Origin of the sequence: Tepidiphilus olei (genome assembly GCF_006980705.1) — a bacterium.
Classification (GTDB): Bacteria; Pseudomonadota; Gammaproteobacteria; order Burkholderiales; family Rhodocyclaceae; genus Tepidiphilus; species Tepidiphilus olei.
In genome coordinates this window covers 454,337-467,360 of the sequence record NZ_SBHO01000001.1, presented here as the reverse complement: position 1 = coordinate 467,360, position 13,024 = coordinate 454,337, and the positions used below count along the sequence as shown (strand labels likewise).

Genomic DNA, 13,024 nt, shown 5'->3' with positions numbered 1-13,024 from the left:
CTTCCTCGGGCAGATCCTGCACCATTGAGCGACGCGCGCATCAGTCCTTGCTCAGGGCTTCGATCGGCAGGCCGACGCGCACGTTCCCCCACAGGCGGCCGTTGACATAGATTGGCATGGCCACGTCGACCAGGACCTCGCCCGTGTCGCGGCGGTAAGTCTGCATCAGCACCGGCGCGGTATTCTGCGCCGCGCGCAGCTCGCGAGGGTTGTCGAACTTGCGGTAGGTCCGGTTGCCCACGAGATCCTTTTCCCGGTCGCCCGTGAGGGGTTTGCTGAATTTGGCGTTGTGCGCCGAGAGATAGCCGTCGGTATTGACGGCCACCACGAACACCGCCTCCGGGATCCGCGCGAGCCCCTCGTCCAACAGATGCTGGCAGCGGCGCACGAACTCGTCGCTCCAGGCGAGCTTGAATTTCGGCGGATCGCAGTTCAAGTAGGGGCGATAGTTGCGGTCGAACACGTCGATTCCCTCGCGCACCATCGCTTCGAGCTGGACCTGGATGGCGTCGCGCACGGCCCGTTCTTCGCGTACCACTTGGTCGAAGCGACCGCGCCCCACCCGGTAACGGGCGAGTATCTCGAGGATGGTCTCGGTGCGCTCGGTCAAAGCGTCGGTGTCGCTGCGGGTCTCCTGCATCAGGCAGCGTACGGCCTCGCCCACCTCGGCGATGTGGCGTACGTGTTCGATTGTGGCCTCGTTCGCCCGGGCCAGATTGTCACTGGCCGTAACCATCTCTCCCAGGCTCTCGCGGCTGCGGTGGAACGCCTCGTCCATGCGCGCGAACTCCTCTTCGACGTGATGGACCGAACGCAGCGTCTCGTCCATGTCGGCGTTGATCGCCTCGTTCTGGCTACGGGTCTGGTCGACGATGCCGATCATGCCGTCGATGTCTTGGGTGATCTCTTGCGAGGAGAGGTTGACGCGTTCGGCGAGCTTGCGTACCTCGTCGGCCACCACAGCGAATCCGCGTCCATATTCTCCGGCGCGCGCCGCTTCGATGGCAGCGTTGAGGGCGAGCAGGTTCGTCTGGTCGGCGACTTCACGGATCAAACCGGCGATGCGGCGGATCTGCTCGGAGCGGTTCGCCAATTCGCCCACCGTGCCGGTAAAGCCCGCCAGACGCTCGCGTGAAGTGCCGATGCGCTGCACGACGGCGTGCAGTTCGGAAAGTGCCGAAGAGACGGCGGCCAAGCTCTCCTGCATCGTCGTGTCCAGCCCCTGAATCCGCGTCTGGACCTCCTCGATCGCCTCCGTCGTACGCTGGCTCGCGGCAAAGACTTCGTCGGCCAGGCGCAGCTGGGTCTGGGCGCTCTTCTCGGCTTCCACCGCCTTGGCATCGGCGCGCACCGCATCCCCACCCACTTCCACGCTCACCCGACGCAGGTCGACGATGATCGCTCGCATCTTCTCGGCAAAAGCGTTGTAGGCTTTGGCGAGTTCCCCCAGCTCGTCGTGCGTCATCACCGGCAAGTCGACGGAGAAATCCCCCATGCGACGGTCGTTGCTCAGGGTACGAAAGATCTCGGCCATGCGCCGCAACGGCCGGACGATGAGGTGGCGCATGTAGAGGATGAGCCCGACGGACACGAGCAGCATCGCGACCATGAGCATCCCGAACTCGCCCACAGTATCGGCGAAGGCCGCCGCCACCTCGGCACGCAAGGCCTCGTTCCCCTGCCTCGAGAGCAGATCGTCGACCCGGGCTTGCAACGAATACAGCAGCAGGAACCCAGCCGAAGCGATGAGAGGCACGACGAGGAAACTCGCGAATTTCCTCGTGACCGTGGTAAAGAACGTCCGTTCCACCCAGTCGTAGACGCGCCAGAACCAATCCATATCCTTCTCCCTCGGCGTTTGGGGGATTATCGGCTCCCCTCGAAAAAACTTTAGCCGATGCTGGCATGCCTTGCTTGCACGAGGCTGACACTACGCTGTCCGCGGCTGCCAGAAGTCATGAGGTTTGCTCCCTCGCGCTGGAAATGCGAAAATTCCCCTTTCGTTCGCCCAGACGCAGAGTCCTCCCATGACGGAACCGATGACTTCCGAGCCGCTCACCCTTGCCGAAGAGAATCGCATCAGCGCCGAACGGCGCAAGAAACTCGCGGCGCTGCGTGCCCGTGGGCCGGCCTTTCCCAACGATTTCGAACGGCTCAATCTCGCCGCCAAGCTCGACGAAGCCTACGGCGAAGCCGAGGCGGAAAAACTGCAGGAACTCAAGCCCGCCGCGGTCGTGGCCGGGCGCATCATGTTGAAGCGCGTCATGGGCAAGGCGAGCTTCATCACGATCCAGGATCTCTCCGGCCGCATCCAGGTCTATGTGGCGCGAGACAGCGTCGGGGCCGAGGTCTATGAGGAGTTCAAACACTGGGACATCGGCGACATCGTCGGCGTCGCAGGTCACCTCTTCAAGACGCGCACCGGCGAGCTCACGATCCACGCGGAATCGATCCGCTTGCTCACCAAGAGCCTGCGTCCGCTGCCGGACAAATACCATGGGCTCGCCGATCAGGAGCTGAAGTACCGCCAGCGCTACGTCGATCTCATCATGAGCGAGGAGACGCGCCGGCGTTTCGTCGCCCGCAGCCGCCTCATCCAGGCGATCCGCGAGTACATGCTCGAATACGGCTTCCTCGAAGTCGAAACGCCCATGCTGCACCCCATTCCGGGCGGGGCCAACGCTCGTCCCTTCGTCACCCACCACAACGCGCTCGACATGCCGATGTACCTGCGTATCGCTCCCGAGCTCTACCTCAAGCGCTTGGTGGTGGGCGGATTCGAAAAGGTGTTCGAGATCAACCGCAATTTCCGCAACGAAGGGATCTCGCCGCGGCACAACCCCGAATTCACCATGATGGAGTTCTACGAGGCCTACAGCGACTACCGTAAGCTGATGGATTTCACCGAAGGGTTGATCCGTCATGCGGCGCGCGTGGCGCTGGGCACGGAACGCTTCATCTATCAGGGGCGCGAGCTCGATCTGTCACAGCCCTTCGCGCGGCTCACCATCGTCGAGGCGATCCAGAAACATCACCCCGGCTGGTCTCGCGCCCAGCTCGAGGATCCTCAGTGGTTGCGCGCCAAGCTGGCCGAACTCGGCGTGGATGTCAAACCGGACATGGGACTGGGGGCGCTGCAGCTCGCGCTCTTCGAGGAAACCACCGAAGCCGAACTCTGGTCGCCGACCTTCATCGTCGATTATCCGGCCGAAGTCTCGCCGCTCGCGCGCCGTAGCGACACCAACCCCGAGATCACCGAGCGATTCGAGCTCTTCATCGTCGGGCGTGAGATCGCCAATGGCTTTTCCGAATTGAACGATCCGGAAGACCAGGCCGAGCGCTTCCTCGCGCAAGTGCGGGCAAAAGAGGCCGGCGACGAAGAAGCGATGTACTTCGACGCCGATTACATCCGGGCGCTCGAATACGGCATGCCGCCCACCGGTGGCTGCGGCATCGGCATCGACCGTCTGGTGATGCTGCTCACCGACAGCCCCAACATCCGCGACGTCATCCTTTTCCCCGCGATGCGTCCGGAAGAGTAAAACGCTTCAGCGGCGGAAAAAGCGCGCCGGGTCGACCGCGAGCGCCGTGGTGCGCTCGAGCGGCCAGGGCTCGCCGCAGAGCATGGCCGCGGCAAGCCGCGCCGCCGGCACCGCGAAGGCCAAGCCCCGCGCACCGAATCCCGAGAGTATGAAAAGTCCCGGCGTCTCGCCCAAGGCGCCGACCACCGGCAGGCGATCCGGTACCGTCGGCCGAAATCCTACCCGTGCTTCGAGCGAGGCGGGATCGAGCCCCGCCGTGTAGCCGGGTAAAATCGCTTCGAGCTTGGCGAGGTTTTCCCGGTGATCGCTGGCGCGCACGGCAGGGTCCGGGTCATCCACGGCCAACGTCGCCCCGAAGGCGCGCTGCCCCGAGACTTCCGGCGTCACATAGCCATTGCGGCATACCGTCACCCGGGGCGGCGAACCGGCCTCGGCCGGCGAGAGCGACACCTGGCCGCGCGCGGGCCGGATCGGCAGTCCGGCCGCCTGAGCGAACGAGGAGACTGCCGCGCCCGCGGCGAGCACCACCGCGTCGGCCTCTTCTAATACTCTACCCTCGGCGTCGCGCACGCGCCAGCCCGGTGCGTACGGCTCGATCGAACCCACGGCCGTGGTGCAACGCAGCGTGAGCATCGGTCCGGCGAGCTCGAGCAAGCGGCGGCACCAGCGCTGCGGGCCGATCCATCCGCCGAGCTCAAACCACCAACCGCCCTGCGCCACCGGCCAGCCGATGCGCTCGGAGAGCGTGGCAGCGTCGAGCCAGGTCAACACCTCGGGTGGCGGGGCGAGCCGCTCAAGCGTTGCCCGTTGCTTGCGCGCCTGCGCTTCGTCGCGCGCCAGATGCGCTACCCCGCTCGGTCCCCAAGGGGCCTCGATCCCTCGATGCTCCCATTCGCGCAGCATGGCGTGGGCGGCGAGCGTGCCGGCGCGCGTCCAGCGCGAGAGAAAATTGTCGTCGGCGCTCGGCAACCAGCGCAGTACCCCGGCGAGATTGCCCGAAGCGCCCTGCCCCGGCGAAGCCTCGCGTTCGAAGAGCGTCACGGGTACGCCGCGGCGCGCGAGTGCATGGGCGAGGTTCGCCCCTGCCATGCCTGCGCCGATCACCACGACCCGAGCGGGACGTCGTTCCTCGGCGAGCATCCCCTCGCGCCAGGCGATGGTCATCTCCCGCTTGCCGGCGAATCCGGGCGCCGGACGGACGCTCAGGCCCGATGCGGCGAGCCGCCGGCGTACCTCACCGGCCGCACACCAGGTAGCGAGCCGCGCCCCCGGTTTCATGCGCCGTGCGATCGCGGCGAGCAGCGGCTCCGACCACATGGCGGGGTTCTTCGTCGGGGCGAATCCGTCGAGATAGACGGCATCGAACCGGCCTTCGATCTCCTCGATCGCCGCGGCATCGTGGTAGACGAGAAAGAGCCGCACCCGACCCTCGTCGAACTCGAGGGTGTGAATACCCGGAACGAGCGGCGGCAAGCGTTGGCCCAAGGCCAGCGCGAGCGGGCGCAGCTCGCTCTCCCCTTGTGCCCACACGCGGCGCCAGTCTTCGGCCGTGAGCGGATGCTTTTCCAGGGAAACGAAATCGAACCGCTGCGCGCGTCGCGGATCCGAACGCCACGCAGCCCAGGTGGCGAGAAAATTCCCCCCCAGCCCGAATCCCGTCTCCAGGATGGCGAAGTGTGCCCGCCCCGCCCACGCCTGCGGCAGCCCCGTGCCGCCGAGAAAGACGTGTCGGCTTTGGGCGAGCGCTCCATGCACTGAGTGATAGACGTCGTCGTAGTCGCCGTGCGCCGGCACGCCCTCGCGCCACTGCAGGCGCGCCGGGGTGAGTTCGAGGAGCCTTGCCATGGTCACGGGCTTAGGGAAACGCTGAATAATTGGCTGCGCGGGCGAATCGCTGCGTTGCGCGGTGCTCGCTCCCTCGCCTATCCACTCGATATGTCTCGGTCGCTGCGCTCCGTGCGCCTTGCGCTTCATCCCGCTCGCTCATTTCTTCAGCGTCTCCTCAGAGGGCGCGCTCGAGCCGCGAAAGCGTGCGTTCCCGTCCCAGCACTTCGAGCACCGCTTCCACTGCCGGGGATTGCGGCACGCCCAGCAGCACCACCCGCAGCGGGATGCCGAGCTTGGGCATTTTTACGCCAGCTGCGGCGAGCGTTTCCTTGATGGCTGCGGCGAGCCGCTCACGCCGCCATTCCGTTTCCGGGATCGCTTCGAGCCGACGATGGAGCTCGGCCAGCGCCCGGACGGCGGCTTCGTCGAGATGTTTTTCTCGTAATTCGGCCGCAGGATGCACTTCGACCACGAACGGCTCGACGCAGTCGACCAGTTCCTCCAAAGTCTGCACCCGGTCTTGATAGAGCGCCACCACCGGTTCGAGCGCTGCGGCATCGGCAACCACGACGCCGCGCCGCGTGAGCCGCTCGGCGCAATCGGCGGCGAGCCGGCGCACTTCGGCCTGCTTGATGTAGTGGGCGTTCAGCCAGCGGAGTTTGTCGAAGTCGAAGCGCGCCGCCGAAGGATTGACGTCTTTGAGGTCGAACCAGGCAACGAACTGCTCGCGCGTGAAAATCTCGTCGTCGCCATGACTCCAACCCAGACGGGCGAGATAGTTGATCACCGCTTCCGGCAGATAACCGTCCTCGTGGTACTGCATCACCGACACCGCCCCGTGGCGTTTGGAGAGCTTCTGCCCGTCCGGCCCCAGGATCATGGGCAAATGGGCGAACTGCGGCAGGGGGGCGCCGAGCGCGAGGTAGAGGTTGATCTGGCGCGGCGTATTGTTGACGTGATCGTCACCACGGATGACGTGCGTGATGCCCATGTCCCAGTCGTCGACCACCACGCAGAAATTGTAAGTGGGGGTGCCGTCGGCCCGGGCGATCACGAAGTCGTCGAGCTCTTCGTTGGCGAATTCGATGCGCCCTTTGACAAGATCGTCCCAGGCAACGGTGCCACTGAGCGGATTTTTGAAGCGCACGACCGGCTGCACGCCCGGCGGCGGAGGCGGCAGGGTTTTACCGGGCTCGGGGCGCCAGCGCCGGTCGTAGCGTGGCTTTTCTCCCCGGGCACGCTGGGCCTCGCGCAGCGCCTCCAGCTCCTCGGGGCTCATGTAACAATGATAGGCGGTACCGGCCGCGAGCATCTGCTCGATCACCTCGCGGTAGCGATCCATGCGCTGGGTCTGATAATAAGGCCCTTCGTCATAGTCGAGCTCCAGCCAATGCATACCATCGAGAATGGCCTGGACCGCTTCGGCCGTGGAACGCTCGCGGTCGGTGTCCTCGATGCGCAGGATGAACTGGCCGCCATGATGGCGGGCATAGGCCCAAGAGAAGAGCGCGGTGCGCGCACCGCCGATGTGCAGATAACCCGTGGGACTAGGAGCAAAACGCGTGCGGACGGTCATGATCGAAATGGTTCCTCGATAAACAAAGGTTCAACGCCCGCCGGAGCCGCGCGCGGCGCGCTCCAGGCGGTCGGCGATCGCCCGCGCCAAGGGGCCTTCCCCTTGCGGGCGTTCGATGACGATCTCGTCGATGCCGAGCCGGTCGAAGGCGCGCAGCCGGGCGTAGAGGAGGCGCGCCAAATCTTCGAGCGTCGCGGGCATCTCGTACCACGTCACCCCCGGCAGATCGAGCGCATGCCGGCTCCACAGGGCGAGGCGTTTGCCTTGGGCGAGCAGACGGGAGACGAGCGACCCGATCTCGCCGGGCGCGGCCAGACGCACGGGCGTGGTCGGCGCGTAATGCCCCGGCAACGACCCCGAGACGCGCGGCGCACCGCCATCGGCTGCAGCCACGGGTCGCCCCAGTACCTCGGCCAATGATTCTTCCCCGATCGCGCCGGGACGCAGAATGACAGGACCCACGGCGTCCAGGCGGGAGAGATCGAGGATGGTCGATTCCACCCCCACCGGGCAGGGACCGCCGTCGAGTACGAGCGCCACTTGGTCGCCCAATTCTTCGATCACGTCGGCGGCCGTGGTCGGGCTCACGCGGCCGAAACGGTTGGCGCTCGGCGCCGCCAGCCCCGAACCGAAAGTGCGCAAGAGCGCCAAGGCCACGGGGTGCGCCGGCACGCGCAGCGCCACCGTCTCCTGTCCCCCCGTCACGTCCAGCGGCACCCCATCGCCGCGCCGAAGCACGAGCGTCAAAGGGCCGGGCCAGAATCGACGCGCGAGTGCCCAGGCCTCTTCAGGGATGTCGCGCGCCCACTGGGGCAGGTGTTCGGCGGAAGGCAGATGCACGATGAGGGGATGATCGCTGGGCCTACCCTTGGCGGCGAAGATGCGCCGTACCGCCGTTGGGTTACGTGCGTCGGCCGCCAGGCCATAGACCGTCTCGGTCGGCAGCCCCACCAATTCGCCGGCATGAAGTTTCACCGCCGCCTCGGCCAGCGCTTCTTCGCCGGGAGGCAGGATGCGCGCGTTCATTGCGGCAAGGGCGGCAGCGGGGGCAAACCCAGACGACGCCGCGCTTCGCTTGCTACGGCGCACGCCTCGGCGAGCGTCGCCGCCGTGACGGTGAAATGCCCCATCTTGCGCCCGCGTCGCGCCTCGCGCTTGCCGTAGAGATGCAACCGCAAGCCCGGCAGGGCGAGAATCTCGTGCCAGGGCGGCTCGCGCAGCACCTCGCCTGCGAACCACACCTCGCCCAAGAGATTGACCATCACCGCCGGCGAATGCGCCTCGGGCACGGCGAGCGGCAGGCCGCACAAGGCGCGCACCTGCTGCTCGAACTGGCAGACGCGGTGCGCATCGAGCGTATGGTGCCCGCTGTTGTGGGGCCGCGGGGCCATCTCATTGACGTAGAGCTTGCCGTCGGCGTAGAAGAATTCCACCCCCAGCGTGCCGACGTAGCCGAGCGCCTCGGCGAGCGCCGCGGCGATCTCACCGGCCTCGCGCAGCACGGTCGATGGCAAGGGGGCCGGGGCGAACGTCGTATCCAGGATGCCGTCGCGATGTACGTTGAGTCCGGCCTCGAAGGCGGCGATGCGCCCGTCGGCGCCGCGGGCGAGCACCACCGAAAGCTCCGCCTCCAAGGCCAGCCGCGCTTCCAGCACGCAGTCGCGCCCAAAGCGCACGAACGCTGCCCGCGCCTCTTGCCGGTCAGCGACCACCGCCTGCCCCTTGCCGTCATAGCCGAAACGCGCCGTTTTGAGGATGCCGGGGAAAAGCGCCTCGGGCGCGCGCTCGAGGTCTTCTGCCGTGCGCACGGCGAGAAAAGGCGCATGCGGCAGGCCATTTCGCGCGAGAAAGGACTTCTCTTCGATGCGATCCTGGCAGACGGCAAGCGCCGCCGCGCCGGGGCGCACGGGCATGGACTCGGCGAGCCGGGCGAGGCTCGTCGCGGGCACGTTCTCGAATTCGGTGGTTGCCGCGGCGCAGTGGGCCGCAACTTCCGCGAGCAGCGTTTCGTCGTCGTAGGCACCGCACAAATGCCGCTCGGCAATGCGCCCTGCCGGCGCCTCGGAATCGGGATCGAGCACCCAGACTGCGTAACCGAGCTCCTGTGCCGCCCGCACGAAAAAGCGCCCCAATTGCCCGCCGCCGAGGATCGCCAGCCTCGCCGGCGCCTCGATTCGCCCGGCCGTCATTCCAGCGGCTCCAGGCGCATGGCGAGCACGGATTCGCTCTGGCGGCGGCGGAATTCGGCAAGCCGCTGCCCGAGCACTTCGTCCGTGGCCGCGAGCATCGCCACGGCGAAGAGCGCCGCGTTCGCCGCTCCGGCCGCGCCGATGGCAAAGGTGGCGACCGGCACCCCCTTGGGCATCTGGACGATGGAGAGCAGCGAATCCTGCCCGTGCAGCGCCCGCGACTCCACCGGCACCCCCAGCACCGGTACCGTCGTCTTCGCCGCCAGCATTCCCGGCAGATGCGCCGCCCCGCCGGCTCCGGCGATGATCGCCCGCAAGCCCCGTTCGAGCGCAGTCTCGGCGTAGGCGAACATCAGGTCCGGCGTGCGGTGCGCCGACACCACCCGCGCTTCGAAGGGCACCTCGAACTCACGCAGCACCTCGGCCGCGGCGCGCATCGTCGGCCAGTCGGAAGAAGACCCCATCACCACCCCGACGAGCGGCTCGCCGGTTCCGTAGCGCAGGACTTCCCCATTCACGGCGCGATCCCCCGGCGGCGCTGGGCCGCGAGCAAGGTATTTTCCAGCAACATGGCGATCGTCATCGGCCCCACGCCGCCGGGCACGGGCGTGATCCGGCTGGCGACCTCACGCACTCCGGCGGCCACGTCCCCCACCAGCCGGCCGTCGGGCAAGCGGTTGATGCCCACGTCGATCACCACCGCCCCGGGCTTGACCATCTCGGGTGTGATGAACTCGGGCTTGCCCACCGCCACCACCAGCAGATCGGCGCGACAGGTGTGCGCGGCGAGTTCCCGCGTGCGCGAATGCGCCACCGTCACCGTCGCCCCCGCGTTGAGCAGCATGAGTGCCATGGGCTTGCCGACGATGTTGGAACGCCCCACCACCACCGCGTCCATGCCCTGCGGCTCGATGCCTTCCCAGGCGAGCAGCTGCATCACCCCGTGCGGCGTACAGGGCCAGAAACATTCCCGGCCCTGTACCAGCCGCCCCACGTTCTCGGCGTGGAAACCATCGACGTCCTTGTTCACGGCGATGCGCTCGAGTACCAAAGTCTCGTCGATGTGCGGCGGTAGCGGCAGCTGCACGAGGATGCCGTCGACCTCGGAATCGGCATTCAAGGCGTCGATACAGGCGAGCAGCCGCTCGGCGGACACGTCGGCAGGAAACTCGTACTTGCGCGAGCGGATCCCGACCTCGGCGCAAGCGGCCACCTTGTTGCGCACATAGACGTGAGAGGCAGGATCTTCCCCCACCAGGATCACCGCGAGCGTCGGCACGACGCCGCGCTCCTGCAAGACGCCCACGCGTTCGGCGATGCGGCGGCGCAAGGCCTGGGCGATGGCTTTACCGTCGATGAGTTCAGCGGTCATCGTACACCCGTCGAGAAAGAAAATAGGCCGACGCAGGGCCGGCCTATTCGTGAAAACTGGGGCGACATACCGGATTCGAACCGGTGACACCTGGAGCCACAATCCAGTGCTCTACCAACTGAGCTAATGCCGCCGCCGCAAACCTTGGGGCTCGCGTGGCCTGCCCGACAGGAATCGAACCTGTAACCCCCGGCTTAGAAGGCCGGTGCTCTATCCGGTTGAGCTACGGGCAGATTCCGTCCCAGGCAGTATTCCGGAAGTAGCGTGGTCGGGGTGGAGGGATTCGAACCCCCGACATCTTGCTCCCAAAGCAAGCGCGCTACCGGACTGCGCTACACCCCGGAAAGGCGATCATTATAACCCGATCGCCCCGCTTGTCAAAGCCTCATTCACCCTCTTTGACCGCCTTGAGGCTCAGCTTGATGCGCCCGCGATCGTCGGTCTCGAGCACCTTCACGCGCACCTTCTGCCCTTCCTGCAGGTAGTCGGAAACCTTCTCCACCCGCTCGTCGGCGATCTGGGAGATGTGCAACAGCCCGTCGCGACCCGGCATGATGTTGACGATGGCGCCGAAATCGAGCAGCTTGACGACCGTGCCCTCGTAGACCCTGCCCACTTCCACTTCGGCCGTGAGCTCCTCGATGCGCCGCTTGGCTTCCTCGGCACCTTCGGCGCTGAAGGACGAGATGGTGACGTTGCCGTCGTCGGCGATCTCGATGACGGTACCGGTCTCTTCTTGCAGGGCCCGGATCACGGAGCCCCCCTTGCCGATCACGTCGCGGATCTTCTCGGGGTTGATCTTGAGCTGGATCATACGCGGCGCATAGGCCGAAACCTCGCCGCGCGCCTCGCCCATCGCCTGGCGCATCAGCTGCAGGATGTGCATGCGGCCTTCGCGCGCCTGGGCGAGCGCCACCTGCATGATTTCCTTGGTGATGCCTTGGATCTTGATGTCCATCTGCAGCGCCGTGACGCCACGCTCGGTACCGGCCACCTTGAAATCCATGTCGCCGAGATGATCCTCGTCGCCCAGGATGTCGGTGAGCACCGCGAAACGGTTGCCTTCCTTGATGAGACCCATGGCGACCCCGGCCACGTGCGCCTTGGTCGGCACGCCGGCATCCATCAGCGCGAGCGAGCCGCCGCAGACGGTAGCCATGGAGCTCGAACCGTTCGACTCGAGGACTTCGGAGACGAGCCGGATGGTGTAGGGGAAATCCTCCTGCTGGGGCAGCACGGCCGAGAGCGCCCGCTTGGCGAGGTTGCCGTGGCCGATCTCGCGGCGCTTGGGCGAACCGACCCGCCCGGTCTCGCCGGTGGAGAACGGCGGGAAGTTGTAGTGCAGCATGAAACTTTCACGATATTCGCCAGCCACGGCATCGATGATCTGCTCGTCGCGCCCGGTGCCGAGCGTGGCGACCACCAGCGCCTGCGTCTCGCCCCGGGTGAAGAGCGCCGAACCGTGCGTACGCGGCAGCACCCCCACCCGGATGTCGATCGGGCGCACGGTGCGCGTGTCGCGCCCATCGATGCGCGGCTCACCCGCGAGGATACGCCCGCGCACGATGGAGGCTTCCAGCGTGAAGAGGATGTTCTCGATGTCGGGGATGGAGGGCAGCGGATCGAACTCGGCGAGCACCTTTTCGATCACCTGGGCGCGAATCGCCTTGAGCCGATCGTTGCGCGCCTGTTTGGCGGTGATGCGGAAAGCCTCTTCCAGCTCGGCGAAGGCGAGCTCGCGGATGCGCGCCACCAGCGCCTCGTTGGGCTGGGGAGCCTTCCAGTCCCAGGCCGGTTTGCCCGCGACTTCGACGAGTTCGTTGATCGCCTGGATCGCCGCCTGCATCTGCTCGTGGCCGAAGACCACGGCGCCGAGCATCACGTCTTCGGGCAGCTCCTGCGCTTCGGATTCGACCATCAAGACGGCGTTCTCGGTGCCGGCCACCACCAGGTCGAGGGCACTCTTCTCGAGCTCGCTCGCGTTGGGGTTGAGGACGTACTGACCATCGAGGTAGCCCACACGGCAAGCGCCGATCGGCCCGTGGAAAGGCACGCCGGAGACGGCGAGCGCGGCGCTCGCGGCGATCATCGCGACGATGTCGGCGTTGACCTCGGGGTTGAGCGAGAGCACCGTGGCGACGATCTGCACCTCGTTGTAGAACCCTTCGGGAAAGAGGGGGCGGATGGGCCGGTCGATCAGGCGCGAAGTGAGCGTTTCCTTTTCGGAGGGACGACCTTCACGCTTGAAGAAACCGCCGGGAATGCGGCCGGAGGCGTAGAACTTTTCGATGTAGTCGACGGTGAGCGGAAAGAAATCCTGCCCGGGTTTGGCCTCTTTGGCGGCGACCACGGTGGCGAGTACCACGGTGTCGTCCATGGAAGCGAGCACCGCGCCGCTTGCTTGACGCGCGAGTTCGCCCGTCTCGAGGGTGACTTGGTGACGACCGTAGGTGAAGGTTTTTTTGATGGCGGTAGGCAAGGGACGATCCTTTCTCGGTGAGAGGGCCGACCCTCGCCT

The 13,024-nt window shown here is 66.4% G+C and carries 9 protein-coding genes and 3 tRNA genes; 1 reads left to right on the top strand and 11 read right to left on the bottom strand.

The genetic code is table 11. The features are described from left to right. Positions 1 to 40 precede the first annotated feature (40 nt). Positions 41 to 1,840 carry a methyl-accepting chemotaxis protein gene (locus tag EPD80_RS02290; RefSeq protein WP_142809069.1) on the bottom strand — a complete coding sequence of 600 codons (1,800 nt, stop codon included), beginning with the start codon at positions 1,838 to 1,840 and terminating at the stop codon, positions 41 to 43. A gap of 187 nt (positions 1,841 to 2,027) precedes the next feature. Between EPD80_RS02290 and lysS the strand changes: the two genes are divergently transcribed. Continuing rightward, entirely contained in the window at positions 2,028 to 3,542 is a 1,515-nt protein-coding gene (gene lysS, locus EPD80_RS02285; protein ID WP_221928778.1) for a lysine--tRNA ligase, read from the top strand. A gap of 6 nt (positions 3,543 to 3,548) precedes the next feature. Here lysS and mnmC read toward each other — a convergent pair whose 3' ends face one another. The 10 genes from mnmC to pnp form a co-directional block, all read right to left on the bottom strand. Next, entirely contained in the window at positions 3,549 to 5,387 is a 1,839-nt protein-coding gene (mnmC, locus tag EPD80_RS02280) for an FAD-dependent 5-carboxymethylaminomethyl-2-thiouridine(34) oxidoreductase MnmC (protein ID WP_142809067.1), read from the bottom strand. 157 nt (positions 5,388 to 5,544) lie between these two features. Then, entirely contained in the window at positions 5,545 to 6,945 is a 1,401-nt protein-coding gene (gltX, locus tag EPD80_RS02270) for a glutamate--tRNA ligase (protein WP_142809066.1), read from the bottom strand. Positions 6,946 to 6,975: 30 nt separating this feature from the next. Then, positions 6,976 to 7,971, bottom strand: a complete 996-nt coding sequence (locus EPD80_RS02265) for an L-threonylcarbamoyladenylate synthase (RefSeq protein ID WP_142809064.1) — start codon at positions 7,969 to 7,971, stop codon at positions 6,976 to 6,978. Then, a complete protein-coding gene (locus EPD80_RS02260; RefSeq protein WP_142809062.1) occupies positions 7,968 to 9,134 on the bottom strand; it encodes a 5-(carboxyamino)imidazole ribonucleotide synthase in 1,167 nt (388 codons plus the stop codon). The genes EPD80_RS02265 and EPD80_RS02260 overlap by 4 nt, the downstream gene beginning before the upstream one ends. Continuing rightward, positions 9,131 to 9,598, bottom strand: a complete 468-nt coding sequence (gene purE, locus EPD80_RS02255; protein ID WP_142804514.1) for a 5-(carboxyamino)imidazole ribonucleotide mutase — start codon at positions 9,596 to 9,598, stop codon at positions 9,131 to 9,133. The genes EPD80_RS02260 and purE overlap by 4 nt, the downstream gene beginning before the upstream one ends. A gap of 50 nt (positions 9,599 to 9,648) precedes the next feature. Beyond that, complete coding sequence (folD, locus tag EPD80_RS02250; protein ID WP_142809061.1) at positions 9,649 to 10,506, bottom strand: bifunctional methylenetetrahydrofolate dehydrogenase/methenyltetrahydrofolate cyclohydrolase FolD; 858 nt, start codon at positions 10,504 to 10,506, stop codon at positions 9,649 to 9,651. A gap of 57 nt (positions 10,507 to 10,563) precedes the next feature. Further along, a tRNA-His gene (locus EPD80_RS02245) sits at positions 10,564 to 10,639 on the bottom strand. Positions 10,640 to 10,662: 23 nt separating this feature from the next. Beyond that, positions 10,663 to 10,739: transfer RNA gene (locus EPD80_RS02240), tRNA-Arg, on the bottom strand. Positions 10,740 to 10,771: 32 nt separating this feature from the next. After that, positions 10,772 to 10,848: transfer RNA gene (locus tag EPD80_RS02235), tRNA-Pro, on the bottom strand. A 43-nt stretch (positions 10,849 to 10,891) separates the two neighbouring features. After that, positions 10,892 to 12,985: a polyribonucleotide nucleotidyltransferase gene (gene pnp / locus EPD80_RS02230; protein ID WP_142809059.1), complete on the bottom strand. Its 2,094-nt coding sequence runs from the start codon at positions 12,983 to 12,985 to the stop codon at positions 10,892 to 10,894. Between the last annotated feature and the right edge of the window lie 39 nt (positions 12,986 to 13,024).